34 protein-coding genes, 2 tRNA genes and 1 riboswitch are annotated in these 26,797 nt (G+C 35.5%); of the genes, 14 read left to right on the top strand and 22 right to left on the bottom strand.

Annotated features, from left to right (window positions below):
* Positions 1 to 16: 16 nt before the first annotated feature.
* On the bottom strand, positions 17 to 1,342 hold the full coding sequence (miaB, locus tag NSCAC_RS00260) for a tRNA (N6-isopentenyl adenosine(37)-C2)-methylthiotransferase MiaB (RefSeq protein WP_197744464.1): 1,326 nt from the start codon (positions 1,340 to 1,342) through the stop codon (positions 17 to 19).
* 144 nt (positions 1,343 to 1,486) lie between these two features.
* Between miaB and radC the strand changes: the two genes are divergently transcribed.
* Complete coding sequence (radC, locus tag NSCAC_RS00255) at positions 1,487 to 2,164, top strand: RadC family protein (RefSeq protein ID WP_197744463.1); 678 nt, start codon at positions 1,487 to 1,489, stop codon at positions 2,162 to 2,164.
* On the opposite strand, the gene NSCAC_RS00250 is transcribed toward radC, so the two are convergent.
* Genes NSCAC_RS00250 through lgt form a run of 3 tightly spaced genes read right to left on the bottom strand, consistent with a single transcriptional unit; the run spans position 2,165 to position 4,260 of the window.
* A complete protein-coding gene (locus tag NSCAC_RS00250; protein WP_197744462.1) occupies positions 2,165 to 2,650 on the bottom strand; it encodes a dihydrofolate reductase in 486 nt (161 codons plus the stop codon).
* A gap of 6 nt (positions 2,651 to 2,656) precedes the next feature.
* Positions 2,657 to 3,451 carry a thymidylate synthase gene (thyA, locus tag NSCAC_RS00245; RefSeq protein ID WP_197744461.1) on the bottom strand — a complete coding sequence of 265 codons (795 nt, stop codon included), beginning with the start codon at positions 3,449 to 3,451 and terminating at the stop codon, positions 2,657 to 2,659.
* A gap of 17 nt (positions 3,452 to 3,468) precedes the next feature.
* A complete protein-coding gene (lgt, locus tag NSCAC_RS00240; protein WP_197744460.1) occupies positions 3,469 to 4,260 on the bottom strand; it encodes a prolipoprotein diacylglyceryl transferase in 792 nt (263 codons plus the stop codon).
* Between the two features lie 59 nt (positions 4,261 to 4,319).
* Between lgt and NSCAC_RS00235 the strand changes: the two genes are divergently transcribed.
* The 4 genes from NSCAC_RS00235 to NSCAC_RS00220 all read left to right on the top strand — a co-directional run bounded on the left by NSCAC_RS00235 (position 4,320) and on the right by NSCAC_RS00220 (position 6,527).
* Positions 4,320 to 5,060 carry a hypothetical protein gene (locus NSCAC_RS00235; RefSeq protein ID WP_197744459.1) on the top strand — a complete coding sequence of 247 codons (741 nt, stop codon included), beginning with the start codon at positions 4,320 to 4,322 and terminating at the stop codon, positions 5,058 to 5,060.
* 91 nt (positions 5,061 to 5,151) lie between these two features.
* On the top strand, positions 5,152 to 5,517 hold the full coding sequence (locus NSCAC_RS00230; protein ID WP_197744458.1) for an EF-hand domain-containing protein: 366 nt from the start codon (positions 5,152 to 5,154) through the stop codon (positions 5,515 to 5,517).
* A gap of 63 nt (positions 5,518 to 5,580) precedes the next feature.
* Entirely contained in the window at positions 5,581 to 5,886 is a 306-nt protein-coding gene (locus NSCAC_RS00225; protein WP_197744457.1) for an EF-hand domain-containing protein, read from the top strand.
* Between the two features lie 218 nt (positions 5,887 to 6,104).
* On the top strand, positions 6,105 to 6,527 hold the full coding sequence (locus tag NSCAC_RS00220; RefSeq protein ID WP_197744456.1) for an EF-hand domain-containing protein: 423 nt from the start codon (positions 6,105 to 6,107) through the stop codon (positions 6,525 to 6,527).
* A 148-nt stretch (positions 6,528 to 6,675) separates the two neighbouring features.
* Here NSCAC_RS00220 and crcB read toward each other — a convergent pair whose 3' ends face one another.
* The 4 genes from crcB to NSCAC_RS00200 all read right to left on the bottom strand — a co-directional run bounded on the left by crcB (position 6,676) and on the right by NSCAC_RS00200 (position 10,420).
* Positions 6,676 to 7,389 (bottom strand): fluoride efflux transporter CrcB, encoded by a 714-nt coding sequence (gene crcB, locus NSCAC_RS00215; protein WP_197744455.1) that lies wholly within the window; start codon positions 7,387 to 7,389, stop codon positions 6,676 to 6,678.
* Positions 7,386 to 8,750 carry a TolC family protein gene (locus NSCAC_RS00210; RefSeq protein ID WP_197744454.1) on the bottom strand — a complete coding sequence of 455 codons (1,365 nt, stop codon included), beginning with the start codon at positions 8,748 to 8,750 and terminating at the stop codon, positions 7,386 to 7,388. Before NSCAC_RS00210 ends, crcB begins: the two co-directional genes overlap by 4 nt.
* Positions 8,751 to 8,755: 5 nt before the next feature.
* Complete coding sequence (locus NSCAC_RS00205; RefSeq protein WP_197744453.1) at positions 8,756 to 9,613, bottom strand: efflux RND transporter periplasmic adaptor subunit; 858 nt, start codon at positions 9,611 to 9,613, stop codon at positions 8,756 to 8,758.
* Positions 9,614 to 9,685: 72 nt separating this feature from the next.
* Entirely contained in the window at positions 9,686 to 10,420 is a 735-nt protein-coding gene (locus NSCAC_RS00200; RefSeq protein WP_197744452.1) for a TSUP family transporter, read from the bottom strand.
* Between the two features lie 167 nt (positions 10,421 to 10,587).
* Positions 10,588 to 10,649, bottom strand: a riboswitch (Fluoride riboswitch).
* Between the two features lie 279 nt (positions 10,650 to 10,928).
* On the opposite strand from NSCAC_RS00200, the gene NSCAC_RS00195 reads away from it, so the two are divergent.
* The 4 genes from NSCAC_RS00195 to NSCAC_RS00180 all read left to right on the top strand — a co-directional run bounded on the left by NSCAC_RS00195 (position 10,929) and on the right by NSCAC_RS00180 (position 12,555).
* Positions 10,929 to 11,246, top strand: a complete 318-nt coding sequence (locus NSCAC_RS00195) for an EF-hand domain-containing protein (RefSeq protein WP_197744451.1) — start codon at positions 10,929 to 10,931, stop codon at positions 11,244 to 11,246.
* 173 nt (positions 11,247 to 11,419) lie between these two features.
* Positions 11,420 to 11,779, top strand: a complete 360-nt coding sequence (locus NSCAC_RS00190) for an EF-hand domain-containing protein (RefSeq protein WP_197744450.1) — start codon at positions 11,420 to 11,422, stop codon at positions 11,777 to 11,779.
* A gap of 70 nt (positions 11,780 to 11,849) precedes the next feature.
* On the top strand, positions 11,850 to 12,179 hold the full coding sequence (locus tag NSCAC_RS00185; RefSeq protein ID WP_197744449.1) for an EF-hand domain-containing protein: 330 nt from the start codon (positions 11,850 to 11,852) through the stop codon (positions 12,177 to 12,179).
* Complete coding sequence (locus NSCAC_RS00180) at positions 12,172 to 12,555, top strand: EF-hand domain-containing protein (protein WP_197744448.1); 384 nt, start codon at positions 12,172 to 12,174, stop codon at positions 12,553 to 12,555. The genes NSCAC_RS00185 and NSCAC_RS00180 overlap by 8 nt, the downstream gene beginning before the upstream one ends.
* Before the next feature lie 77 nt (positions 12,556 to 12,632).
* Here the strand turns inward: NSCAC_RS00180 and NSCAC_RS00175 are convergent, their stop codons facing one another.
* The 5 genes from NSCAC_RS00175 to NSCAC_RS00155 all read right to left on the bottom strand — a co-directional run bounded on the left by NSCAC_RS00175 (position 12,633) and on the right by NSCAC_RS00155 (position 16,055).
* Entirely contained in the window at positions 12,633 to 12,899 is a 267-nt protein-coding gene (locus NSCAC_RS00175) for a hypothetical protein (protein ID WP_197744447.1), read from the bottom strand.
* Between the two features lie 48 nt (positions 12,900 to 12,947).
* Positions 12,948 to 13,343, bottom strand: a complete 396-nt coding sequence (locus tag NSCAC_RS00170) for a DoxX family protein (RefSeq protein ID WP_197744446.1) — start codon at positions 13,341 to 13,343, stop codon at positions 12,948 to 12,950.
* Between the two features lie 89 nt (positions 13,344 to 13,432).
* Positions 13,433 to 15,079, bottom strand: coding sequence for a chaperonin GroEL (gene groL / locus NSCAC_RS00165; protein ID WP_197744445.1), 1,647 nt, complete (start codon positions 15,077 to 15,079; stop codon positions 13,433 to 13,435).
* Positions 15,080 to 15,134: 55 nt separating this feature from the next.
* Positions 15,135 to 15,425, bottom strand: coding sequence for a co-chaperone GroES (gene groES, locus NSCAC_RS00160; RefSeq protein WP_197744444.1), 291 nt, complete (start codon positions 15,423 to 15,425; stop codon positions 15,135 to 15,137).
* Between the two features lie 183 nt (positions 15,426 to 15,608).
* Positions 15,609 to 16,055 (bottom strand): FxsA family protein, encoded by a 447-nt coding sequence (locus tag NSCAC_RS00155; RefSeq protein ID WP_197744443.1) that lies wholly within the window; start codon positions 16,053 to 16,055, stop codon positions 15,609 to 15,611.
* Positions 16,056 to 16,164: 109 nt separating this feature from the next.
* Between NSCAC_RS00155 and NSCAC_RS00150 the strand changes: the two genes are divergently transcribed.
* Positions 16,165 to 16,240: transfer RNA gene (locus tag NSCAC_RS00150), tRNA-Phe, on the top strand.
* Positions 16,241 to 16,269: 29 nt separating this feature from the next.
* On the opposite strand, the gene NSCAC_RS00145 is transcribed toward NSCAC_RS00150, so the two are convergent.
* From NSCAC_RS00145 to rpsU, 6 genes are all read right to left on the bottom strand, one after another.
* A complete protein-coding gene (locus NSCAC_RS00145) occupies positions 16,270 to 16,536 on the bottom strand; it encodes a hypothetical protein (RefSeq protein ID WP_197744442.1) in 267 nt (88 codons plus the stop codon).
* A 27-nt stretch (positions 16,537 to 16,563) separates the two neighbouring features.
* Positions 16,564 to 16,640: transfer RNA gene (locus NSCAC_RS00140), tRNA-Ile, on the bottom strand.
* Positions 16,641 to 16,648: 8 nt separating this feature from the next.
* Positions 16,649 to 18,445 carry an RNA polymerase sigma factor RpoD gene (gene rpoD, locus NSCAC_RS00135; protein ID WP_197744441.1) on the bottom strand — a complete coding sequence of 599 codons (1,797 nt, stop codon included), beginning with the start codon at positions 18,443 to 18,445 and terminating at the stop codon, positions 16,649 to 16,651.
* A gap of 76 nt (positions 18,446 to 18,521) precedes the next feature.
* Entirely contained in the window at positions 18,522 to 20,252 is a 1,731-nt protein-coding gene (gene dnaG / locus NSCAC_RS00130; RefSeq protein WP_197744440.1) for a DNA primase, read from the bottom strand.
* Between the two features lie 35 nt (positions 20,253 to 20,287).
* On the bottom strand, positions 20,288 to 20,749 hold the full coding sequence (locus NSCAC_RS00125; protein ID WP_197744439.1) for a GatB/YqeY domain-containing protein: 462 nt from the start codon (positions 20,747 to 20,749) through the stop codon (positions 20,288 to 20,290).
* A gap of 34 nt (positions 20,750 to 20,783) precedes the next feature.
* Positions 20,784 to 20,999 carry a 30S ribosomal protein S21 gene (rpsU, locus tag NSCAC_RS00120; protein ID WP_197744438.1) on the bottom strand — a complete coding sequence of 72 codons (216 nt, stop codon included), beginning with the start codon at positions 20,997 to 20,999 and terminating at the stop codon, positions 20,784 to 20,786.
* Positions 21,000 to 21,109: 110 nt separating this feature from the next.
* Here rpsU and tsaD point away from each other — a divergent pair, with 110 nt between their 5' ends.
* A complete protein-coding gene (gene tsaD, locus NSCAC_RS00115; RefSeq protein ID WP_197744437.1) occupies positions 21,110 to 22,117 on the top strand; it encodes a tRNA (adenosine(37)-N6)-threonylcarbamoyltransferase complex transferase subunit TsaD in 1,008 nt (335 codons plus the stop codon).
* A 9-nt stretch (positions 22,118 to 22,126) separates the two neighbouring features.
* Here tsaD and plsY read toward each other — a convergent pair whose 3' ends face one another.
* Positions 22,127 to 22,708: a glycerol-3-phosphate 1-O-acyltransferase PlsY gene (plsY, locus tag NSCAC_RS00110; protein WP_197744436.1), complete on the bottom strand. Its 582-nt coding sequence runs from the start codon at positions 22,706 to 22,708 to the stop codon at positions 22,127 to 22,129.
* A gap of 43 nt (positions 22,709 to 22,751) precedes the next feature.
* Here plsY and folB point away from each other — a divergent pair, with 43 nt between their 5' ends.
* The 3 genes from folB to NSCAC_RS00095 are packed head-to-tail and all read left to right on the top strand — an operon-like array spanning position 22,752 to position 24,852.
* Complete coding sequence (gene folB / locus NSCAC_RS00105) at positions 22,752 to 23,105, top strand: dihydroneopterin aldolase (RefSeq protein ID WP_197744435.1); 354 nt, start codon at positions 22,752 to 22,754, stop codon at positions 23,103 to 23,105.
* Positions 23,106 to 23,155: 50 nt separating this feature from the next.
* The gene (folK, locus tag NSCAC_RS00100; protein ID WP_197744434.1) at positions 23,156 to 23,650 is read left to right on the top strand and encodes a 2-amino-4-hydroxy-6-hydroxymethyldihydropteridine diphosphokinase; all 495 of its coding nucleotides are present in this window, start codon (positions 23,156 to 23,158) and stop codon (positions 23,648 to 23,650) included.
* A gap of 5 nt (positions 23,651 to 23,655) precedes the next feature.
* Entirely contained in the window at positions 23,656 to 24,852 is a 1,197-nt protein-coding gene (locus NSCAC_RS00095; protein ID WP_197744433.1) for a class I SAM-dependent methyltransferase, read from the top strand.
* 2 nt (positions 24,853 to 24,854) lie between these two features.
* On the opposite strand, the gene NSCAC_RS00090 is transcribed toward NSCAC_RS00095, so the two are convergent.
* Both NSCAC_RS00090 and NSCAC_RS00085 read right to left on the bottom strand, forming a co-directional pair.
* On the bottom strand, positions 24,855 to 25,673 hold the full coding sequence (locus NSCAC_RS00090; RefSeq protein ID WP_197744432.1) for an SHOCT domain-containing protein: 819 nt from the start codon (positions 25,671 to 25,673) through the stop codon (positions 24,855 to 24,857).
* A gap of 85 nt (positions 25,674 to 25,758) precedes the next feature.
* Entirely contained in the window at positions 25,759 to 26,769 is a 1,011-nt protein-coding gene (locus tag NSCAC_RS00085) for an NAD(P)H-dependent glycerol-3-phosphate dehydrogenase (protein WP_197744431.1), read from the bottom strand.
* Positions 26,770 to 26,797: the final 28 nt, after the last annotated feature.

The following is a 26,797-nucleotide window of genomic DNA, read 5'->3' as shown; positions in this document are numbered from 1 at the left end:
ATTGTGGCATTCTTCTTTATTGATAAATTCTACCACGGAGAGAATTTGAAAGTGCTTCAGTAATTTGTATATTCATAAAATTACCAATTAACTCCTTATTAGCAGGAAAATTTACTACTCGATTATTTTCAGTACGCCCAGATAGTATAGTAAAATCCTTTTTAGAGGGTTTTTCAACAAGTACTCGCTGTATCGTACCTATCATATTTTGGCTAATCACTTGTTCTGAGGAAAGAAGTAGCTCTTGTAATCTAGAAAGACGCTCTTTTTTTACTTCAATAGGTGTTGAATCAGGAAGACTAGCTGCAGGTGTACCTGGTCTAGGACTGTAAATAAAGCTAAAAGAATGATCAAAACCTATTTTTTTTACTAAGTCCAAGGTAGCTTGAAAGTCATCTTCAGTTTCTCCAGGTAATCCAACAATAAAATCACTAGAAATGCTTATATGGGGTCGCGCCTTACGTAATTTTTGAAGTTTGGCTTTGTACTCCTCAATAGTATGCCCTCGCTTCATTAAGCTAAGCATTCTATTTGATCCGCTCTGCACTGGTAAGTGTAGATGGCTGACAAGTTCTGGAACTTCAGCAAAAGCTTGAATAAGACTATCTGAAAATTCTACTGGGTGAGAAGTTGTAAAACGAATACGATCTATTCCATCAATTGCAGCAGCATAATGTATCAGTAGTGCTAAATCAGCAATATCTTTATCATTCATTAGACCCCTATAGGCATTTACATTTTGCCCCAGAAGGGTAACTTCACGTACTCCTTGCTCTGCTAAACTTACAATTTCAGCAAGTACATCGTCGAAGGATCTGCTAATTTCCTCTCCACGGGTATAAGGGACTACGCAAAAGGAGCAATACTTACTACAACCTTCCATAATAGAGACAAATGCAGTAGGTCCTTCTGCTCTAGGTTCGGGTAATTTATCGAATTTTTCAATTTCTGGAAAAGAAATATCAATAACTGGTTTTCTGGTTTCCCTAGCTTGGGTAATCATCGCAGGTAAACGGTGAATCGTTTGAGGACCAAATACAAGATCCACATAAGGAGCACGTGCTCGAATCGCTTCTCCTTCTTGGCTAGCAACACAGCCTCCAACCCCAATAATTAGCTTAGGATCTACTTTCTTTTGAGCTTGCCACTGCCCTAGTTGGGAAAATACTTTCTCTTGTGCTTTTTCTCTAACAGAACAAGTGTTAAGCAACCATACTTCAGCTTCATCAGGGTTTGAAGTACGTTCCAATCCATGGGATTTATAAAGCATATCTGCCATTCTTGTAGAATCATATTCATTCATTTGGCAGCCGTAGGTTTTTATATAAAGCTTATTTCCCATAGAAGCACTATTTTGCTTAAAATTCAAAATCAATAAATATATAAGTAGTTCTAACTATTTTTAACACTCGATTCTATATTCGGTATATTTACCATAAATTTATATAATAAAGCTATATAAACAGGTATTAAAAATTAAAATTTTATGGCAATAACTGATTGGCCTATAGAAGAAAGACCTCGGGAAAAGCTTCTACAGCGAGGAGCAAGTGCTCTATCTGATGGAGAATTGCTTGCTATTTTTTTACGTACTGGTATTTCTGGAAAAACTGCAGTTGATTTAGCTAGAGATCTTTTGGAGCGTTTTGGTGGGTTACGGTCACTGCTAGAATCTAACCAAAAAGAATTTTGTAATGTTCTTGGCCTAGGGATAGCGAAATATACCCAACTACAGGCGTGTTTGGAAATGAGTCGTCGTTATTTAGCATCTACCTTGAGTGAAAAAGATATCTTGACCGATCCTCAAAATACTAAACGATATTTAGTAGCACATTTGCGATCTTATCCATTTGAAGTTTTTGCTTGTCTCTTCTTAGACAACCAAAACCATATACTTGCCTTCGAAGAATTATTTAGGGGCACTATTAATAGTGCAAGTGTTTATCCTCGTGAAGTAGTAAAAAAAGCATTAAACCATAATGCAGCAGCAGTAATTTTTGCCCATAATCACCCCTCTGGTATAGCAGAACCAAGCCAAGCGGATAAAAAAATTACGCAACACTTAAAAGAGGCTTTAGCACTGATAGATATAAGGGTATTAGATCATATAATTGTGGGCGATGGAGAGAGTTCCCTTTCTTTTGCAGAACAAGGGATTATTTGATCAGGCTAGCTTCACTAATTTGATGAAATCATAACTATAAGGGTTTCTTTCATTAGGATGATAGGATTCTTTCCAAACCTCGCTCCATACTTTCTTATCAAAATAGGGAAACCAACTATCTCCATGAAATTCTCCATGAATATGAGTTAAGTAAATATTCTGAGCATAGGTAAGCATTTGCTCATATATAGAAGCACCGCCAATTACCATGAGTTTTTTTTCTTGAGCGATCTGTAATACATCTTTTAAACTATTTATTATAGTGCATTTTTTCACAATATAGCGAGAGTTATTGGTAAGAATAATATTTTCTCTACCCTCTAAGGGATGTCCAATACTCTCATAGGTTTTTCTTCCCATAAGCACTGATTTCCCTATAGTTAATTTGCGAAAATATTTTAAATCAGCAGGCAACTTCCAAGGTAACTTATTTTGATTGCCTATTAAACAGTTATTATCCATGGCTACTACAAGAGAAATTGCCATTTTAATTTATATAGAAATAGCTGCTTTAATTGTTGAGTAGCTTTTATAGTCTAAAACCTCTAAATCTTCGTAGGTATACTCAAATATAGAACTAGGTTTTCTTTTAATATGAAGTTTAGGCAGCAAGTAGGGAGTACGGGTAAGCTGCTTTTCTGCTTGGGCGGTATGGTTTTGATAAAGATGTATATCACCTCCTGTCCAGATAAATTCTCCTACCTCTAAATCACATTGTTCGGCTATTAGATGAGTAAGAAGAGCATAAGAGGCAATATTAAAGGGTACGCCCAAAAATAAATCAGCACTTCTCTGGTAAAGTTGGCAAGATAATTTACGTTCTGCAACGTAAAATTGAAATAAAGCATGGCACGGGGGTAACGCCATTTTATCTATGTCTGCAGGGTTATAGGCTACGACCACATGACGACGGCTATAGGGATTATTTTTAACTTGATCTATAGTGCTTGAGATCTGATCTAAAGTTTCTCCATTTGCTAGAGGCCAAGCACGCCACTGTTTGCCGTAAACAGGTCCTAGCTCCCCATGAGTATCTGCCCACTCATCCCAAATAGTAACATTGTATTTATGAAGATATCGAATATTAGTATCCCCTTTTAAAAACCAAAGTAACTCTACAAAGATAGAACGAGTATGCAATCTTTTAGTAGTAACTAAGGGAAAACCCTGTTGCAGATCAAATCGCATTTGATGCCCAAAAATTGATCGAGTACCTGTTCCCGTCCTATCTTTCCGATATTTACCAGTCTCTAAGACTATTTTAAGTAAATTGAGGTATTGCTGCATATTTAAAATCTACAAACTTAAGAAGTACGCTTTAAATAAGCCCATCCGAAAAGAGCAATGCCTAGGGTAATCATAGGCAAACTTAGAATTTGTCCCATAGTAAGCCAATTAAATGCCAGATAACCTAGCTGAGAATCAGGTATCCGCACGAACTCCACTGCAAATCGAAATACCCCATAGCAGGTTAAAAATAAGCCAGAAACTGCCTTAGTAGGTCTTTTTTTTGCAGAAAAAAACCATAAAATTAAAAATAAAATAAGACCCTCTAAACTAGCTTCATAAAGTTGAGAGGGATGACGGGGTAGATCTCCTGCTCTAGGATCAGGAAATACTATACCCCAAGGAAGAGTGGTTACTTTTCCCCATAGTTCACCATTAATAAAATTTCCAATACGCCCCGTTCCTAATCCAATGGGAATTAAAGGTGCAATAAAATCTGTAACTTGGAAGTAGAGCTTTCCTGTTTTATACGCATAAATACCCATTGCTGTAAGTACACCAAGTAATCCGCCATGAAAGGACATACCCCCTTGCCATACTTTAAAAACACTCAATGGGTTTTCAATTAAATAATCAAAACTATAGAAGAGCATATAACCAATACGCCCTCCTAAGATAATCCCTAAAACTATATAGAAAAGAAGATCATCTACTTGCTCTTGAGTCCACCCTGATTGAGGCTTCTTAGCTCGAATTCGTCCCAACCACCAACCAGCAATAAATCCAATCAGATACATAAGACCATACCAATGAACTTGAATTGGTCCTAAAGAAACCGCTATTGGATTGATGTTAGGGTAGCTTATCATGGTAAAAATTATCGTATTTACAAATATAATTCTTATTTTTAAGTGGCTAAAATCAAGTAATGACAAAAGAAATACTTATTCAACAAATCACTGCTCAAACCGCTAAAGATCCTAACCAAGATCATCTTCTAGAAAGGGCAGAATCTATAATTGATAATTTATCTACTTCTATCCATTGGAAGAATGGTAAAAGTATCCCTGAAATAATTTGGAATCATAGAAGTAAAGAAAATAAGGAATATGACTGGCAGAACTTATCTTTTAAAGAGACGGAGTTAGAAACTGTAATTACTGACTATTTAAAGTTTCCCCAAATCCATTGTCAGGAGTTAGATTGGTTAATAATGGATATTCTGATTTATAAAGATTGTTTAAATGCACTTGATACTATTCGAGTCCGAACCATGCCCCATAGCCGTTATCAGTCTAAAAAATCAGGTAACTCCACGTTTAGAATTTTAGCAGAACTTTGGCGATTTGGATTATTTATCTTAAAAATATTGGCATGGATAATTATTTTTTCATTTACTACTATTCCTCCCTATTCACTAAATACCATCTTTCTTCATTTACCTATTACCCCCATCCTATGGATAGTAATTACCCTCGGATGGTTAGGAAAAAAATGGATTGATTATAGAAAAAATAATAATTACTTAAAAGTTCTATTTAACACCTATGATATTTTAAAAAACTCCCTATTTAGTTGGTCTGAGATTCAAGAATTATTAAAGAGGAGTCAAAAATTTGGGATGATGTGGAACAATTTGATATATCAACTAGTCAAAGCAAGAGTTTGAATACATTTCATCGTAATAGATATAAGCGATAGAGCTGTTTTCTTAACTAATTTTCATTTTTAAATGCTATAAATACTAGAAGGAGTGTTCAGTGAAAACTATTTTTTTGCGTAATTTGTTAATAGTTGGTGGTGCACTGTTTTTAATATTTTCTACTCCAATATTTGCTGCCTCATCTCAAGAAGGAAACAGAGGAGAGTGGTTCAGCAAAATGGATTCGAATGGAGATGGTAAAATCAGCAAAGATGAAGCTCAAGGCTCATTAAAAGATCGATTTGATAAAGTTGATTCCAATAATGACGGGTATATTACTCAAGATGAGCTTGGCTCTTCTATGAACAATGAAAACAAAGGTAATAAGCACCATGGTAATTATGGGAATGAAGGAGAAGAGCACCATGGTGGCAATCGTGGAAGTTGGGAAAAACATCATAGAGATGCAGACAACAATAATTAGTTGGATGTATCGCTAGATAATATTTTCTTTATTTATTTTTTAAATCTTAAAAGGAGTATTCTAATGAAGATCACCTCTATTAAAATGTTACGTAATTTATTCATTTTCGGTGGTGCTTTATCACTAATATTTTCTATTTCTGCTTTTGCTGACTCAGATAAGGAAAGTAGACATGAAAAACATATGGAAAAAATGTTTAGTAAAATGGATACAGATGGGGATGGTAAAATTAGTAAGCAAGAAGCACAAGCAGCGGCTACTGCACGATTCGATAAAGTAGATGCTAACAAAGATGGATATGTTACTAAAGACGAAGCGGCAGCAGCTGCGAAAGAAATGAAGAAAAAACACCAGCATTCAGACGATTAGTAAATTGCTTTACTAACACTTTAAAAATTAGCCTTACATCTTTTTGTAAGGCTAATTTATGCTCTCCATTTCAAGTCTTTCCCTAAAAATATTTTCAGTACTCTCTCTTTACTTTTCAATAAATTTTCTTGATTTTTTGCAGATGCTGTCTAATCTTAATTGATGAGAGAGACACTCATTCCTATGATAGAAGTGAGTACAAAATAAGGAGAGACGTTATGAAAAAAAGAAATTTGAAAAATGCTTGTTGCTTAACAATTTTTAGTGGAATTCTTGCTATTAGTGTATCTTTTTCTGTCTTTGCTGGTGATCGACCCAGTTCTGATTCTAGTTATAAATATAAGGTACGGGAAGAAACTCAAGGAGAAAAACTCTATAGGGAGTTAGATATAAATAAAGAGCAATTATTTAAGGAATTAGATATAAATAAAGATGGGAAAATTAGCCAGCTGGAAATTGATCTAGCAGCAAATAAGAGATTTAAAAATATAGATCTCAATGGAGATGGTTATCTTAGTGAAGAGGAGCTTTATATTGCTCAGTTAAATCAAGAGGCTAACTATACTAAAGTTGCCCAATCTAGACTAATTACACCTGATAGTACATATCAAATACTTATAAGTATGCTAGCCGAGAATTAACTGAAAATAGGCTAAGTAATATTATTAAATTAACAAGACAATTATTTCATAAAAAATAGATACTTGTATCTACTAAGAATTCTTAGTAGATACAAGTGTTTAAATTCTGCGTTTTAATTAAGCGATAGCCCTCTTCCTTATTTATCTCCTATTGAAATTGTTTACCCGCTAGTAAACCGACCCAAACTGCAATAATGCAAGTCATCATATTGATAAGAAATAAAATAAGTAAATTATGTAATTCCTGTTTGAATGTATATCCTTCAGTAAGGAGATATAAAATAAAGTAAAGACCAGAGAATGTAGTAAATAATCCTGTCAGTATCACCATAATAGCAGCTCGGTATTCAGTTGATACTGCTATTTGCTGTACAAGTACTTGTGTAAAAAGACCAATTAAAAAAGCACCAATAAAATTTATAAAAAGAATACCATAAGGTAGAAGCCAGCCAAATAAACGAACAGCACCACTCTTATAAAAAAACAAAACTCTTCCAGAAAGAAGTCCTATCCAAGTAACAAATAGACAAGAACTAACACTGATAACAATATTGCTCATTGCTCTTAAGAGATAGCCTCGTTCGATTAAATAGATAGTCTCTAAAGAGAAAGTTGAAAAAGTGGTGAGCGCACCAAAAAGTCCTACAAGAATAGCGGGGCGATAAGTAATTGTAAGCCCACTGGGTGGTTGTAGTAAAAGAACTTCAGTTAATAAACCCATTAAAAAGCAACCTATCAGGTTAACTGCTAAAGTACCATAGGGGAATACACGGCCAAGCCCCTGATAAACACCATTTGAAATCACAAAACGCAATATGGCACCTGCTGATCCACCTAAAGCAATAGCAAGTAACTGCTTCATCTCTCTACTCCATCATACTGAACTTGATAAAGCTCAAAGAGAGTAGTGCGATCTAGTTGTCCCACAGCAGCAAGATAATTCATCTGAGCTAGATTGTATGCTGCTATTGTCTTTGCCGCATTTAGTTGTGCTTGTGCCAATCTATCTTGGGCAAGTAGCACATCAATTAACAATGTTTTTCCTGCAAGGTAACGTGCAATAATTAGTTTCAAAGTATCTTCTTCAGCAGTTAAACTCTCTTTAGCTAAAGGAATTCGTTCTAAAGTTGCTTTAATATCTTGAGTAGCTTCTAAAATCTCTGCTCTGGCTTGATCATTAAGCTTTTCAAGCTGGACTCTTGCCAAATCTGCTTTTCGACTTTGCACTTTAATTTGATCCCAATCTGACCAAGAGAAATCCCAAGAGAGGGCAGTAAAATATCGTTCTCCTGAGTCTAAGTTATTAGTTTTATCACCCAACTGAATGTAGGCAGCTCTTAGCGAGAGTGAAGGTCCCCAAAAATCCCATTGAGTAGCTTTTTTCTGTTCATCAGCAGCCACACTTGCCCATCTTGCTGCTTTAATATCGGGGCGCTCGGCAACTTGAAACTCAGGAGATAATGATCTTAATACCTGATATACACTAGGTTGTGGTATTAGTACTTCAGAGGGTATCAGATTAATATTAGGATCCCATCTTAATAGATGAGCTAGCTGAATACTCACCTGTACCCATTGATTTTTAGCTTTAACTATTTGTTCCTTATTAGAAGCAAGCTTAGCTTGAATTTGTATCATATCAGAAGTTAATGCTACTCCTGCTTCAGTTCGTGACCTTATGATGTTAAAGACTTGGCTACTGTTTTGAGTGAGCTGTTCAGCAATCCTTATACCCTCTCTACTCAGTAAAAGCTTTTGATAGAGCTCACTGACAATAAGTAATATTTTTTGCCTAGTATCTGAGATCTGAAATCGAGAACTTTCATATTCATTCCAAGCGGAACGAGATAAGTATAGCTGCTCACCAATATTTAAATTAAAGTTTAATGAAACTTGTGGCTGGTAACGAGAAAAATTTAGATCTCTAAAAATCTGACCTGTAGAACTTTGTGTTTGCCCACTATTACGAAAAAATTCTCCTCCTGCACTAAGAGTAGGAACTAGAGCATGTCGCTCGCTTTGCAAACGATGATAAGCCATCTCTTCGTTTAAAATTGATGATAGGATATCAAGATTAGTCCGTAGTATCTCATTCACCACTTCTAAATAATTTATATCTTTATTAGGATCTTGTGCCCATCCTATGCTGCTTATTAGTAATAGTAGCACTCCTAAAAATGAGTACATAAAAAATAATTTTAGTTGAAACAAATGATACTTCATCTTCTTTAGGGACTCGATAGAAAAATTGCGATCACACCACGTAATCCTGGATGTAACCCTTCCTGTAATTTAAGATCTGCTTCAATGTGCATTTCATGATTACTAGAAGAGATAAGCCCTGCAATACGGCTTACTTTACTTTCAAATACTAGGCCAGGTAAGGAGTTAAATCGGGCTTGAAGGGTATCTCCTATCTGGATATAAGGTGCTACTCGCTCTGGGATATTAACTACTAAGCGTAATTTTTCGACTTGAATAAGTTCAATGAGTGGCTGGCTGTTTGAGTTTCCTGCTACTATAAGGCTACCTGTATGTATAAAACGCTGAGTAACTACACCAGTAAACGGTGCAATCACCTCTTTAAATGATAAATTTACCTTGAGATTCTCAAATTTAGCTTGAGCAACTTTAATAGCTGCTTTACTAACAGCAACTTCACCCTCAGCAGTGACTTTTTCAGCATCAGCAATATCAATTTCATCTGCGGTTACAGCCATTTGCATACTCTTATAGAGTCCATGGAGACGCTCTGCGATTCGTGCTTTGAATTTATAAACTGCCTCAGCTTGGCTAAGCTTAGCTTTTGCTTCATAGAGATAAGCTCTTGCCATCCGATAATCTGCTTCAAGATCAGGAACACTAAGTTGGGCAAGAACCTCTCCTTTTTTAACACTAGATCCTACATCTACATAAAGTATATCTAGATAGCCAGTTGTTCTTGCATAAAGGGCAACTTTCTTGTAGGGCTCTAGCCAGCCTTCTAAACTCACAATTTTCTGTTCAATATTTCTATCAATCCAAGCCTGTGGTATTTTGGGAAAAGAATTATCTGCTGCAGCTATCGCAGATTTCAAGATAAGCACTTGGCTGAATCCTAAAATCAGAATGAAATATAAATCACACCAGGATCTAGTGAGCGATAGTTGAAATTTCACTTATCCAATTGCCTGAATAGACTTGCCGATCAGAGATATACCTGAGATAAATAAAAATCCAGCAAAAATTTTGCTATATTGCTCGTTGTTAATTTTGGTATAAACTAGATGATCTGCAATAAAGAACGCACTAATACCAGCGGCTAGGTAAGTTAAATGAGACCAAGAAATGTTAACTTCCTTAAGTGCTACAGCAGATAGTGTAGCTAGCTGAAAAATAGCAAATGTGCCATAAGAGATAGCCGCAGTTCCTCGCATTCTATCCTTACTTCCTCCTGTAGCATGCACAGCTGCGGTAAGTAAAGATCCTCCTAAATTAGTCAGCCCATGCACTATTCCCATAGCGATAAAGTAGATTCGCTCATAATGCATCAGTTTTTCTACCTTTACCGCAATATACTGAGAGGTGCTCTTTAAAGCCACAAAAACTAAAAATAACCCTATAATAAGCCCTATATTAAGGCTTATGCGGGTTACTAAATAAAGGAAAATAACTACGAAAGGAATGGTGTAGAAAAGAATTTTTTTATAAAATAACCAATCAATATTAGGGTAATTCTTTATGATCTGAAGTAGATTAATACTAATAGAAATGGGTAAAAGAATAATCAATGCATCGATAAAGGGATAGTCAATCAATAAAAGCAGAGGGGTACCAAAAAGTAAAACACCCACCCCAAAGAGAGCTTGAATGCTTGCTGTAATTACAATGATTATAAGGATAGTAGATAACATCTCTTCTCCTAAATTAAATTTATAGGGACGAGTAGAAGAGAGTCTATGAGTAGGAATATAGCTATAGATTAATCTCCTCTCGCCTTTTTAATATCTTCCTAGGAAAGAAATAAGAGGGAGGGCTATAGCTAAAGATACAGAAAAACACCCACCTCTCCCATTCTTAGGAAGTTGTAGGCATTATTAGCCATAATGGCGGTTATAGGAGAATGCCATCTCACTAGTTTTGATAACTAATTTACACAAAAAAAAATTTTTTTCAAGATAAGATAGCTACTTTGTATGCATAAAAGGGTAGCAAGATTAAAAATAAATGCTGATTTCCCGTTAAATTTAAAGCTAAACAAAACGATAAGCTTATCTATTATTTAGATATTTACTTCAATGTAAGGTGTTTTTCATAAAAATATCTCTTTCATCGTCTTGAATTTTTCATAATAGATCCTATTCTTAGGGCGGATGGATGTTTATAAATCCTTCCATACTAAAAAGGAGAGTACATATGTATATGAAAAATTCAAAATTTATCAGCTATTCAGCCATTCTTGGTGGAGTTTTCGCACTAACACTAACCATTCCTAGCTCTGCTCAAGATCAGACATCTGCTAATGCGACTTATAAAAATGCACAGAAAGAGGTTAATGAACAATTCTTTCAAGAATTAGATATAAATAAAGATAGCAAAATCAGTGAATTAGAAGTAGATTTAGCTGCTGATGATCGGTTCCATGCAATCGATCTTGACGGAGATGGTTATCTTAGTGATCGAGAGCTTTATTTAGCTGTCTTGAAACAAGAGGAAGCTTATCGTGTAGGGATCAATTAGAATATAATCCTGCTAACTGATTTTAGATTTTTAGTAGGTAAATAATAGTATGGTATATTTATGGTATATTAATCTCAATAATATATTATTTATCTAGCCAATCTGTCTATTTTTGCCCTGCAGTTAAAAGCTGCAGAATAGGAATAATTATTATATAAGAGAGTAAAAAGCTCATGGAAAAGATTATTAGGACAATAGGTAATTTTACTCTTGGTGGGCTTTTTTTATTGCCTTTAGCTACTTCTTCCATTTTTTTATTTCCTTTAACTGTCCCTTCAGCTTTTGCTACTGGTGGATTACCATTCCCTATGGATCCTGAATATGTCCCTCCAAGCCACCCGGATCGCCCTAAGTACGATGCAGAAAAGCGTAGAAAAATGATTCATGAATTACTTCGATCTCTAGACAGAAATGGAGATGGAAGAGTAAGTATAGAAGAGTTTGAAGAAGGTACTGAACGTAATTTTAGTCACCTAGATACTAATGGGGATGGCTATATTAGCAGAGAAGAAATGGGTGTTATTCATAAATAGTAATAATAAAAATTTAAGATTAAACCTTACTCTAATTCCTTAGAATTAAGAACTAGAAGAGAAATAAGCTATGGGTAAAGCTCTCTTTAGAGTTTTTGGAATTTTTCTACTATTTGCTATTTATCTAACTACAATAGTAGGTACCCCAGATCGGGCTATTGCCACTGGTGGGCTGCCATTTCCTATGAGCCCAGATTATATACCTCCCGATCATCCTAAATACCAAGAAGAAGAGCGCAAAAGGGCGGTTCATAATTTACTTAGATTGCTCGATAGAAATGGAGATGGAAAGGTGAGCGTTGAGGAATTTGAGGCGGGCACTGAACGTAATTTTGGACACTTGGATACTGACAGCGATGGGTATATCAGCAAAAAAGAAATGGGGGTCACAAATGACTAAAAATATAAGAATTACCTACTTTATTGGGTTTTTACTTTCATCCCTATCAGCTTCTAGTTTAAGTGATAGCGGATCTAATAATAATGAAAGTAGATCTAACAATGGAATAATGGATAAATCTAAAGAGTACAATAGGGCTCTATTTAAAAATATGGATAGAAATCAAGATGGAGAAATTAGCGAATTAGAGAGGGACTTATATAATAAAGAATTATTTGAAGACATGGATAAAAATAAAGATGGAAAGATAAGTGAGTTAGAGATAGATCAATATAGCAAAACTCTATTCAATGATATGGATAGGAATAAGGATGGAAAAATCAGCGAGTTAGAGATGGATCAAGCAGCTGATGATCAAACTCAAAAAACAGAATAACAAGAATATTAATTTTACAAAAAATAATTAAAAAGGTAGCTATATAATTAGCGAATATATAGCTACCTTTATCATTTTTAATCTGCTTTATTCTTAAGCTCTACAGCTTTATCTTTTGTAGCATCATAAGCTTCCACTGTTCTGTCTTTTATTTTCTCTCCAAGACACTTCATAGTACCATCTGTACAGGTTGCTTCCTTGGCTCTGTTCACTTTTGTTTGAGCTGCTCTTTTTGCATCATTAGTTTTTGCTTCTAGTTTTTCAGTAGTAGTTTCTTCTGCTAATGTGGCAAATGACACAGAACATAATAACAATACGCTTAAAGTAGTTAATAAAGATTTCATCTACATTCCTCTCCTCATTAGTTGTAAATTAACATCTTAATTATAAAACTAAACTCCTGTTTTGTCTTTAGTCTGCCTTACATCTAAGCTATATTTATCGCCACCATAGCACATTAATAATAACAATCCACCAGAAATTGCTATATTTTTTGTAAAGGCAATTACTTGCATTTGATCGGAAAAATTAGCATGAAAAAGTACTGCAGCTATTATCGTAAAAACAGCTAAAATTAATGCAGTCCAGCGCGTTAAGAAGCCGAGAGCTAAAGCTATGCCTCCTCCTAATTCGATAAATATCACTAAAGGTAGCAGCTCGCTAGGAACTCCTACTGAATTCATATATTCTTGGACACCTGTATATCCCGTACCTATCTTAGAAATCCCAGCTAAAATAAAAACCTGAGCGATTAATACCCTTGCTATAAGATTTGCAATCGGTTTCATAAATTTTTCTCCTAATACAATAAAAAAGGCCCTAGAAACTTTTCTAGGACCTTCCTTAAAATACTAACTAAGATGGGCTAAGTAGGAAGCTACATCATTCCCATATCGCCCATACCACCCATACCTGGAGCACCACCACCAGCAACTGAACCTTCATCCTTAGGTGCCTCTGCAATCATAGCTTCCGTAGTAATCATTAAACCAGATACACTAGCGGCTTTTTGTAGTGCAGTCCTAGATACTTTTGTAGGATCTAAGATCCCCATAGCAATCATATCACCAAATTCACCAGTAGCTGCATTATAGCCAAAATTCCCTGACCCTTCTTTAACGGTGTTCACGATAACTGAGGCTTCTTCTCCAGCATTATGCACAATTTGGCGTAATGGCTCTTCCATCGCACGGCGAGCAAGATTAATTCCCACATCTTGATCATGATTTACCCCTTTAAGATCTTTAATAGCAAGTAAAGCACGAATTAAGGCAACGCCACCACCAGGAACAACTCCTTCTTCCACTGCTGCACGAGTGGCATGAAGTGCATCTTCAACACGAGCTTTTTTCTCCTTCATTTCCATTTCAGTAGCAGCACCTACCTTGATAACTGCAACGCCACCAGCTAGTTTAGCTACTCGCTCTTGAAGTTTTTCTTTATCGTACTCAGAAGTAGCTTCTTCCATTTGAACACGAATTTGCTCTACTCGAGCTTTAATGTTATTTGTATTACCTGCCCCATCAACAATTGTAGTGTTTTCTTTGCTAACGCTAATTCTCTTGGCTTGGCCTAAGTCATCTAATGATGCTTTATCTAAGGACAAACCTACTTCTTCAGAAATAACAGTACCACCAGTAAGCACAGCAATATCTTCTAGCATAGCTTTACGGCGATCTCCAAACCCAGGAGCTTTAACAGCACATACTTTCACAATACCTCTAATAGTATTTACCACTAGCGTAGCTAGAGCTTCTCCTTCTACATCTTCAGCAATGATAAGTAAAGGTCTACTTGCTTTTGCTACATTCTCTAAGATAGGAAGTAATTCCCGAATATTAGAGATTTTTTTATCATGGATGAGGATATAAGGATTATCTAGCTCAGAAGCCATAGACTGCTGATTGGTTACAAAGTAAGGAGATAAGTAACCACGATCAAACTGCATTCCTTCAACTACATCTAGTTCATTTTCTAAACCAGATCCCTCTTCTACCGTAATTACTCCTTCTTTACCTACTTTCTGCATTGCTTCAGCAATAATATTTCCTACAGTTTCATCAGAATTAGCAGAAATAGTACCTACTTGAGCGATCGCTTTATTATCTGCACAAGGCTTAGATAATTTCTTCATCTCCTCAACCGCCGCTATAACTGCTTTATCAATGCCTCGCTTAAGATCCATAGGGTTCATACCAGCAGCAACTGCTTTCATCCCTTCCCTCAACATACTTTGGGCTAACACTGTAGCAGTGGTTGTACCATCACCAGCAACATCAGAAGTTTGAGAAGCAACCTCTTTAACCATTTGAGCGCCCATATTCTCAAACTTATCTTTAAGTTCAACTTCTTTAGCGACGCTTACTCCATCCTTAGTGATAGTAGGAGCACCAAAGCTTTTTTCTAAAACTACATTACGTCCTTTAGGGCCTAAAGTAACTTTTACCGCATCGGCTAAAACATTAACTCCACGCACCATACGATGACGTGCATCTTCGCTAAATTTTACTTCTTTAGCAGACATACTTAATTTAATCCTCTATTACAATTAATTAGTTAAATAAACTTACTTCTACTGTTTAGCCATGAAAAACTGCCATGATATCGTCTTCGCGCATCACAAGTAGTTCTTCACCATCTACTTTCACTTCTGTACCAGAATATTTACCAAAAAGCACTTTATCTCCAACCTTAACATCAAGAGATCTAGTTTGCCCATTTTCTAGGATTTTACCATTACCTACGGCAATGACTTCTCCACGAATGGGTTTTTCGGCAGCTGTATCTGGAATCACAATTCCACCAGCAGAGGTTTTTTCTTCTTCTGTTCTGCGAACAATAACACGATCATGAAGCGGGCGAATCTTCATTAATTTTTCCTCACTACTTTAGAATGTCTATAAATGACAGAAATTTTTTAGTTACATTGTTTTGTTATAGGGATACTCTTTTTTACTTTCAAGAGAGTATGCGCTATTAGCACTCACCTATAATGAGTGCTAATAATAGATAAAATTTAAAAATAAGTCAATTAAAAGAAAAAGAATAAATATTTATTCTTTTTCTTTTTTAGCTTGTCCTTCAATAATACGGGTTTTATTTTGATAGAAAGTGTTCTGTGTTCCAGCACTATACATTGTTACTTTAGAAAAGTTACGAAAGATAAAATAAGTAATAAATAGCTTGCGTATACTAGGTATTAATCCTAAAAGAGCTAAAAAATCAGTAAAAAACCCTGGAATGATTAGAAGAATACCAGATATAAGAATCACTACACCCTCTAGCATCTTAAGTGCTGGGGTCTCTCCTCTGGCTCCCATAAATTGCACATTACGTAAAATAGAAAACCCCTGATGCCGGACTAAATTTCCTCCTAATAATGCGGTAATAAAGCAAAGTAGTATTGTAGCTCCTGCTCCAAGTTTACTACCGATTACAATAAATAAATAAATTTCAATAAAGGGTAATCCAAGAAGAAATATAGGTAGGACAGGAAACATAAATCACCTTGGTGAGTAAAAGATCTATTCTAGCTGATATAACTGTTGATACAATCTTGTTTAATAATTCATATGTGATAGTATATGGGGAATAATTTTTATCTAGCGAGGCCAGGTAGCTCAGTCGGTAGAGCAAGGGACTGAAAATCCCTGTGTCGGCAGTTCGATTCTGCCCCTGGCCACCAACCTAATATAAATAGCAATTGTGGTATTTCTAACTATTTTCTTGAGTTAGAATACGACTCTTCTCTGCAACATATACCCTAATAATAATAACTGCAGCAGGTACAAAAAGAATTTGTCCTACTGTTTTAAGTAAAAAAGCAAAATTCCCTATAGTAATATTAGGGATAAACATTTGATTCCCAAATATTTTGGGATGAAGTGCTAGGTACTCTCCACTAAAATAAAAGATAGAACAAGAAATGATACAAATAATTATAGTGATCTGTAACCTAGCTGAATTTATCAAGGTTATCATTTTTATTTGAAGACTATTCGTAGAACTTGGTGGGCCCAGTAGGACTCGAACCTACGACCAAGGGATTATGAGTCCCCTGCTCTAACCAACTGAGCTATAGGCCCTACTTAACTTACTTTCTACCTATATCTAAAAAACTACGTAATTGCTCAGAACGAGAAGGGTGACGCAATTTACGCAGTGCCTTTGCCTCAATTTGACGAATCCGCTCTCGGGTAACATCAAATTGTTTCCCTACTTCCTCTAAGGTATGATCTGTACTCATATCAATTCCAAAACGCATTCTCAATACTTTAGCTTCTCGAGGTGTTAGTCCTGATAATATTACCTGTGTTGTCTCCTGTAATCCAGAAAAAATTGCAGAATCTGCAGGAGAAATTGTATCTATATCCTCAACGAAGTCCCCTAAGTGAGAATCTTCATCATCGCCTATGGGAGTCTCCATTGAGATAGGCTCTTTTGCTATTTTTAATACCTTACGCACCTTATCTTCTGGCATTTCCACTCGTTCAGCAAGTTCTTCCGGAGTGGGTTCTCTGCCCATCTCTTGTAGCATTTGTCGAGAAATTCGACTTAACTTATTGATTGTTTCAATCATATGCACAGGAATCCGAATAGTCCGCGCTTGATCTGCAATAGATCTGGTAATTGCTTGCCGTATCCACCAAGTAGCATAAGTAGAAAATTTATATCCTCTGCGATATTCAAATTTATCTACTGCTTTCATTAAGCCGATATTACCTTCTTGAATTAAATCTAAAAACTGAAGACCGCGATTAGTATATTTTTTAGCGATTGAAATGACTAAGCGTAAATTAGCTTCAACCATTTCCTTTTTAGCCCTTTTAGCTCGAGCTTCACCGATAGATAAAGATCGGTTTGTTTCTTTAATTTCAGTAATACTCATAGAAGCGGCTTTTTCTAAAGCAACTAGTTTTTTCTGGGTTTCCTGAATAATATCTTTATTATTCTTTAAAGCAGAAGAATAATTCTTTTTTGATTTAATATGAGTTTCTACCCAGCTCAAATCATTTTCATGCCCTTGAAAGGAAGACAAAAACTCTTGCCGTAGCATTCCTGACTCATGTACGGCAATCTGCATAATAACTCGCTCGTGCTCACGAATTTTTGTAACAATTGAATGCAGCTCATCTGTAAGATCTTTAAAAATATTAGGTACGAGTTTAAACTCTAGAAAACATTTACTCATTGCCTCAAGTGCTTTAACTCGCTTTTTATCATCTCCGCCTACAAGGGTATCTTGATAACGCTTATATACTTTTTTAAGCTGGCTAAATTGTTTTTTAACTTTTTGAGGATCAAGTTGACTGTCTTCCTCTTTACCAATATTTTCTGAATCTTCAGAATCCTCTGAAGCTACTTGAGTAGTAGTATTGTCATCTAGATCATGAAACCCAGATATTACATCAGATATACGAATCTCTCCTGACTCTACTTTTTTGTATTGCAGTAATAGCTTTGCTGTACTATCTGGAAACCGAGATAAAGCACTGTAAATCTGATACATGCCCTCTTCAATTTTCTTAGCGATATGAATTTCCCCATCACGGGTTAAAAGTTCAACGCTACCCATCTCTCGCATATACATACGAACGGGATCAGAGGTTCGAGAAAATTCTCCATCAGAAACAAGAGCAGCAGCAGTTTCTTCTACAACTTCCTCATCAGCAATATCTGCCGAATCCATGAGGGTTAGATCATCTGTCTCTGATATATCCTCATGAACAGTAATCCCCATATCATTAAACATAGTAATGATATCTTCTACTTGTTCTGGGTCCATAATATCTTCAGGTAAGTGATCATTGACTTCACTATAGGATAAGTAACCCCTATCCTTTCCTTTAATAATTAGTAATTTTAACTGGGATTGGCGATCTTGTTCCATTTTTCAAACTTTATATAAAGTTATATATTTATATATTAGTTTACATTAAATATGTAGTTATCATATACCTATAGAACTATTTAACAGCTAGTAATGCACGTAATTCATTTTGCTCTGTATCGCTTAAAGCTAAATGGTTAGCTAATATAGTTGCCTGTTTACCTGCAATCTGTTTTCTTAAACAGTTAATTGTACTTTCTAATTCAATCGCTATGTCCTCATCAGTAATAAATAATTCCTTCTTTACTAGCTGTCCTAAATAGGGATATAACTCTGAATTTCTCCAGTATTCAAGCAGAGCGGCTGTATTTAAGTTAGGTTTATCTATTAGTAGCTTAATGATATTATTAAGCAGCTCTACATCTAACTCTACGACTCCATCTAGTGAGAAATCTTTAGGAACTAATGTAATTAAATGAGGGTTTTGAATAAGAATAGTGAGTATTTTTTGAGCTGGTGTAGATATATTTTCTTTATTTTTATTTTTTTTTAGCTCTTGGACAGTAATTGTAGAGTTATTTTTTGCTCTTAATCTATTAACTAATACGTCGTATTCTATTTTTGCTATTTCCGCAAGATGTATAAGTAGCATATCTTGGTAGATACCTGAAGGAATTTTACGTATTAGAGGCCAAATCAATTCAATGAAGCGAGCTCGACCATCGATACTATATAAATTTACTTTCTCTTTTATTGTGTTCAATAATACCTCAGATAGTGGCTGTGCCCCTTTAACATATTCCTCAAAAGTACTACGCCCTTTACTTCGAACTAAGCTATCAGGATCCTCTCCATGAGGTAAAAAAATAAACTGGACTTCCCGTCCTTGATTTAATAAAGGTAGTACAGTTTCGAGGGCATGCCAAGCTGCTTTTTTACCTGCGTTGTCTCCATCAAAACAAAATACAATTGTAGAAGTAATTTGGAATAGACGAGTTAAATGATCTACAGTAGTTGCAGTACCTAAAGTAGCTACAACATATTCTATACCGTAATTAAAAAGTGTAAGTACATCCATGTACCCTTCAACCACTAGTAATTTCTTATGGCTATGTGATGCTTGAATAACTTGATATAGACCATATAACTCCTTTCTTTTATGAAAAAGTGGTGTTTCAGGAGAATTTAGATATTTTGGATATGTAGGATGATTTTCTAAAAGCCGCCCACCAAAACCTATTACTTTTCCTTGTCGATTATGAATAGAAAAGATAAAACGGTTCCTAAACCGATCATAACTGTGTGTTTCTCCCTTATCAATTATTAATCCAGAGGGTTCAATATAGGGCTTTAATGGAGAAGGAATGGCTTTTAACAAATTATCCCAATAAGGAAGAGCTAATCCAATTTGAAACTTATCAATAATAGAATAAGTTAATTCTCTTTTTTGAATAAATGCTTTAATATATGGGTTATTAATATATTTTTTCAGTTGGGCTGCATAAAAATTAGCCGAAAATGCAAGCAGGTCATATAGTTTTTGGTTAGAACTTAGAAACTGCTTATTCTCCCCGGGGATAAGCATACCTGCTTGTCTGGCCAACTCTTCTATTGCTTCAACGAAATTTAAGTGATCAAAAGCAATAAGAAAGCTAATGGCAGTACCATGAGTACCGCACCCAAAACAGTGATAGAATTGCTTTTGTGGGCTTACAGTAAATGATGGGGTTTTTTCATTATGAAAAGGACAACAAGCAATATATTGATGACCTGATTTACGCAAAGTAACTCGACTGCCAATTAAAGATACAATATCGGTACGCTCAATAAGATCGTCAATAAAAGCCTGAGGAATTTTTCCTTTCATTATCTGAGTTAGAAAACTTCCTTAAAAATTTATATTTAAGCTGTAAGTTTTCCTTTTATTTGATCACTTAACATTTTCATGTCAGCTCGACCTTGGATAAGTGGTTTAAGTAAATTGATTACTTTCCCCATATCTTTAACCGTTGTTGCTTGTACCTGATCAATCGCTTTTTTGATCATCATTTCAAGCTCCTCTTCACTTAACAAAGTAGGCATATAGTTCTGTATTATAGTTTGCTCAAATAGCTCTTTTCCTGCTAACTCTTCCCTACCTGCTGCTTTATACTGTTCAGAAGATTCCCGTCTTTGCTTCAGCATTTTATCTAATAATGCAATAATTTTTTCATCATCTAGTATAGATCGTGTATCTACTTCATACTGCTTAAGAGATGCCATTATCATTCGCAGAACGCCAAGTTTAGCTTTATCTTGGGCACGCATTGCGATTTTAACATCTTCTTGTAAACGAGATTTTAATTGGCTAGCTTCTGTCGTCATTAATTCTTATTCTATGTTGTTCCAGAACAAATAATTAATATAAACGAATATATCTTGCTCGCTCTCTTGCTACTTTTTTCATTGAGCGTTTCACAGCTGCAGCAGCTTTACGTTTACGAACAGAGGTAGGTTTTTCATAAAACTCACGACGGCGAACTTCTGATAGAATACCTGCTTTTTCGCAAATTCTTTTAAATCTACGAACAGCAATATCAAAAGGTTCATTTTCTTTTACTCTAACATTTGGCATGAAATCTCCTTAACTTATATAAAAATGTATTGAATAGGCATCTATAATAATAGATTAAAACTAAAGAATTCTACGGATCATTAATTAAAAAATCAATTGTATTTTATACTATGCGGATATTAGGGATAGAAACCTCTTGTGATGAAACAGGAGTTGCTATTTATGATGGTAAAAAAGGAATACTTGCTAATTTTCTTCATAGCCAAGTAGCAACTCACGCTAAATATGGAGGAGTTGTACCGGAGCTAGCTGCTCGAGATCATATTCGTAAACTTTTACCGTTAATTCGTGAATCTCTAGCATATACGCATCTTAATAAGCAAGATATAAATGCCGTTGCATACACAGCAGGGCCAGGATTAATTGGAGCTCTTTTAGTAGGAGCATCTGTAGGTCGAAGTTTAGCTTGGGCATGGAATATCCCAGCTATTCCAATTCATCATATGGAAGGGCATTTACTTTCACCTATGTTAGAGCCAGATCCTCCCAAATTTCCTTTTTGTGCTTTATTAGTTTCTGGTGGGCATACGCTATTAATTGCTGTAAAAGAAATAGGCAAGTACCATGTTTTAGGAGAATCTCTTGATGATGCAGTTGGGGAAGCTTTTGATAAAACCGCAAAACTACTAGGTTTAACTTATCCCGGTGGTCCAGCACTAGCAAAGCTTGCTGAGTTTGGAAATCCGCACAGATTTTATTTTCCTCGACCGATGCTTGATCGACCAGATCTTAATTTTAGTTTTAGTGGTCTTAAAACCTATGCACTCAATACGTTTAGAAAGTATGGAATAGAGTCAGCCCCTGATATTGCTTGTGCCTTTCAAGATGCAGTAGTTGATGTACTTGTTTCTAAAAGTTGTCGTGCACTACAACAAACAGGATATAAATGTTTAATTATCGCAGGCGGGGTAAGTGCTAATCAGGCACTAAGAAATCAATTCTCTGCTATAAGTAAAAAAATGAAGATTAAAGTATATTACCCTAGATTAGATTTCTGTACTGATAATGGTGCTATGATTGCGTTTGCAGGCTATCAATCACTGATTTCAGGTCGAAAAATAGATCTTAATTTCAAAGTACGCCCTAAATGGTCATTGCGTGATTTATATTTAACCTAAATAAAGCTTTTAAAATCTATCTTCTTGGCGATTTAACATTCTAGTAATATTGGAACGATGTCGCCAAAGGGAAAGTAATGCCATTATTGTAGTTACGATACAAATAGCAGGTACTGAAGTTAGCCACCATGAAAGAAAAGGTGCAGCAATTGCTGCACTAAGCGCAGATAGAGAGGAAATTTTTTTGTACCCAAAAACAGACAGCCAAATCGCAAGAACTAATATACCTAAAAACCAATTAAAACCTAATAGGACTCCTAATCCAGTTGCAACTCCCTTTCCTCCACGGAAATTAAAAAAAATAGGATAGAGATGACCCAGAAATGCAGCTAACCCAGCACCTGAAATTACCCAAGAATAATCACTTATATATCCCGTAATCCATACTGGAAAGAACCCCTTTAGAGTATCTCCAAGAAACACGATTACAGCAAGTCGTTTACCACCTACTCGTAATACATTGGTTGCTCCAGGATTACCTGATCCATAACTCCTAGGATCTCCTAAGTGAGCTAGTTTTGAGACAATGATTGCACTAGAGAAAGATCCTAGAATATAGCTTGCTACAAGCAGAGTTAGATAAATAAGCATGTTATGATTAACAATTTATGTATAAATTATATGTGAGCTAAAAATGGATATCGTTTATTTAAATAATTTACGCATTGAAACTATCATTGGTATATATGATTGGGAGCGTAAAATCAAACAAACGGTTTCCCTAGATCTAGAAATGGTAACCGATGTAGCTAAAGCTGCAATGAGTGATGACATTAATGACGCTTGTGATTATAAAGCTGTGGCAAAACGACTGATTGATTTTGTAGGTAATAGTGAATTTTTCCTTATTGAGACTTTAGCAGAACAAGTATCTCAAATTATATTACAGGAATTTAAAATCCCTTGGCTACGTCTTAAAGTAGATAAGTTGGATGCGGTTCGAGGTGCCCAAGGTGTTGGGATAATTATAGAACGCTCTCAATCTTAAAAATTCATACTAACCTATCATAACTATAGCTAGCTTATAATTTAAATAGCATGGCACGTGCATATGTGAGCATTGGGAGTAATATTGAAAAAGAAAAAAATATTCGTGCTAGCATTTATTTATTACAAAATCGATATTCTCCACTTACAATTTCACAAATTTTTGAAAGTGAATCTATAGGGTTTCAGGGAGATAATTTTTACAACTTAGTAGTGGGCTTTAATACTACTGAATCAGTAGAAGATTTAGTATCTTACTTTAATAAGATTGAACAATTGTGCGGTCGTAAACAGAATGGTACTCGATTTAGCTCCCGCCCTCTTGATTTAGATCTATTGCTTTATGACGATCTCATACTTAATCTTCAGCAGCCTAAAGTTCAAATTCCTAGAGAAGATATTATTCATTATGCTTTTGTACTACAACCACTTGCAGAGATTGCTCCTAATGAGGTCCACCCAATTCTAAAGAAACCTTATATGGAGCTTTGGCATAGTTTTAATAAATCCCTAAGTAGTTTATGGCCTATTGAGATAGCATTATAGCTATTATGCCCATAGCTTCTTCTAAAGGTCTACCTCATCCCAGTCCAGAAGCAATTATTCATAGCAAGAAATTACAAAGCTTAATTCGAGAAAATATTCACCAAGCAGGTGGAGCAATCCCTTTTTCTCACTTTATGGGGCTAGCACTTTATACGCCAAGGCTGGGATATTATATGTCTGCATTGCCTAAAATTGGCCATCCAGGAGATTTTATTACTGCTCCTGAAATTTCCCCCTTATTTTCTCGTTGCTTAGCTCTGGCAGCACAAGAAATTTTAGCAATCTTAAAAAAAGGCAATATTCTAGAAATTGGTGCTGGATCAGGGCGTATGGCAGCAGATATTCTTATCGAATTAGCAGATAGGGATTGTCTCCCTGAGCAGTATCTTATTTTAGAATTAAGTGCAGATCTTCGTCAACGACAACAAACCTATTTATCTCAGAGAATTCCACATCTTATGCCAAAAATTACTTGGCTAAATAGGCTGCCCGATTCTATTCAAGGTATTATTTTTGCTAATGAAGTTTGCGATGCAATGCCAATACATTGTATTCAAATTGAAACGGACTGTAGTTGGGAGCGTTATGTAGGTTATGATCAGAAAGGAGAATTTATCTGGGAAAATGGACCATTGAGTGATCCCATCTTAGATAATCGAATTAATGATATCAGACCATTCCTTAATTTTGAGCCTAATGCTGAATTTAGTTATATTTCCGAAATTAATTTAATGATGGAACGCTGGATTGCTGAGCTTGCTCACTGTTTACATCAAGGGGTTGTTTTTATCATCGATTATGGATTTCCACAGCATGAATACTATCATTGGCAACGATCAGAAGGGACGCTAATGTGCCACTACCAACAGTATGCTCACTCAGATCCATTTTTTTTTCCAGGATTACAAGACATCACTGCTCATATAGATTTTACTGCTCTTGCAGAAGCAGGGAAAAATAGCAATCTTAGTATTACAGGCTATTGTAGCCAAGCAGATTTTTTGCTCTCTTGTGGTTTAGATAAATTAATTGCTAAAGAGTCACAAGAATCAATGCCTACTATGTTAGAAATAAGCAATCAAGTAAAGCGGCTCATTTTACCCAGTGAGATGGGAGAACTATTTAAAGTACTTGCTTTAACTCAAGGAATTGATCAACCCCTTTTGGGGTTTAAACTTAGGGATCGGCGTACACGTCTTTAATTTTATTTTTCTTGTTGTAATTCCAACATATATTCCTTAAGTTCAAAAAGTACTTCTTTAATACCAGAAAGATCTTTTTTCATATTCTGAATATCTAATTTATTATTATTAATATCCTCTAAGGCTTTTGCACTGATTTGGGTATTGCCTGTACCACTCGCTTCACTTTCTGCTTTATTATTTGAATTTTTAGCCTCTGCAAGAATAGTAGGTACGTCCAAAACCAGCCAATCTTTTCTCATTTTATTGCTCTTATAGTCTAAATAGAATGCTTTACCATCTCCTAGAGTGATTGTAGTAGGTATTTTAGATTCAAAGCGACGAGATCCTACTGTAAATGGATGTAAACGACGATCAATGCTTTCACCAGTTTGACGATCCCTATCTCGAACTTCTTCTTGTAATTTTCCAAAAATAATATTTAATTTGTTGTCCATAAAAAATACCCGTCCAGTATTTACAACTCTTTCCTTAGCCATAATTCCTTTTTTAAACCCCATTATTACAAAAACAATATCCTGATCTGAATCGGCTAAAGCAAGCCCCTTAGGCAAATAAGTACTTAATTGTAAAATTTCAGCAGAGGAAAAAATAGGCTGAATCTCTTCTTGAACAAGGAGTTGACGCTTCGGCACTGTCAGAGATTCTAAGATAGTGCGCATATCAGATTCTGTAATCGAAACTGGATGCTGGTTACTTGTAACCCTATCATCAGTATTTAAACTTATATACTGATCACCTGAATTCCAAATAACCTTATCTTTACTATCATTGCTACTTTCTTCTTTTTTAATTGCTTTTTTATGAAAGCTACATGCCATTAAGCTTAGGGATAATAAGAATAGAAGAAATAGTTTTATTAGTAACAAAAAGGAAAATTGATATTTTTCATTGCTCATTGTTAACTTAGGTATGTTCAGGTTTTTGTTCCCTATTTAAAAGCATTTCAACTGCCTTTTTAGGATCCTGACTACAATATAATACCTGATAAACTTGATCTATAATTGGCATCTCTATATTCACTTGTCTTGCCCTCATAGATACAAGCTTAGCAGCCTCTATGCCTTCAATTACTTGATCAATTAAAGTGAGTGCTTCACTTAAAGTTTTTCCTTGAGCTAGAGCTAAACCTAAACGACGATTACGAGACTGGTTATCAGTACAAGTTAAAATCAAATCACCAAGGCAAGATAACCCCATTAATGTTTCCTTTTTTGCACCGCTTACTAAAGCAAAACGGATTAACTCAGCAAGCCCACGAGTAATTAGAGCTGCCCTAGTATTAGATCCAAAACCAAGGCCATCACTTATACCAGCAGCAATTGCTAAAATATTTTTTACTGCACCACCTAGCTGTACCCCAATCAGATCATCGCTTGTATAAAGACGAAAAGTATTACCACGTAAGCAATAGGCAAGATAGGTGAAAACCTCAGGGTAAGTAGTTGCTACAGTAACTGCAGTAGGGAGCCCCATTGCAACTTCATGAGCAAAAGTAGGTCCAGAGAGAATAGCTATAGGATAGTCTGATCCTAAAATTTCAATAGCAACTTCATGTAATAATCTTCCTGTACCTAGCTCCAATCCCTTAGTCGCCCAAATAATAGGAGTTCTTGCAGGTATGCTTTTGAATATACACTCAAGGGTGAGTCGAAAAGCGTGGCTAGGAACTGCGATAATAATTTGGTTAGTATGTTTTAGTGCCTGCTGTAAATCATGTATAGGTATTAACAAATGAGGAAAAGAAATATTAGGTAAATAACGCTGATTACAACGCTCATGAGTCATTGCCTCTATTTGTTTTTTATCTCTTCCCCATAAATAAGTAGGCGTTTGATTTCGTGCTAGCAACACGGCAAGAGCAGTACCCCAAGATCCAGCACCTAATACAAGGGTATTTTGACTACTAAAATTCATAGAACAAAGGATTAACTACTTAACACAT

This window comes from Candidatus Nitrosacidococcus tergens, assembly GCF_902810445.1.
GTDB lineage: Bacteria > Pseudomonadota > Gammaproteobacteria > Nitrosococcales > Nitrosococcaceae > Nitrosacidococcus > Nitrosacidococcus tergens.
The sequence above is the reverse complement of the archived record's forward strand: the minus strand, read 5'-3'. Positions and strand labels throughout refer to the sequence as shown.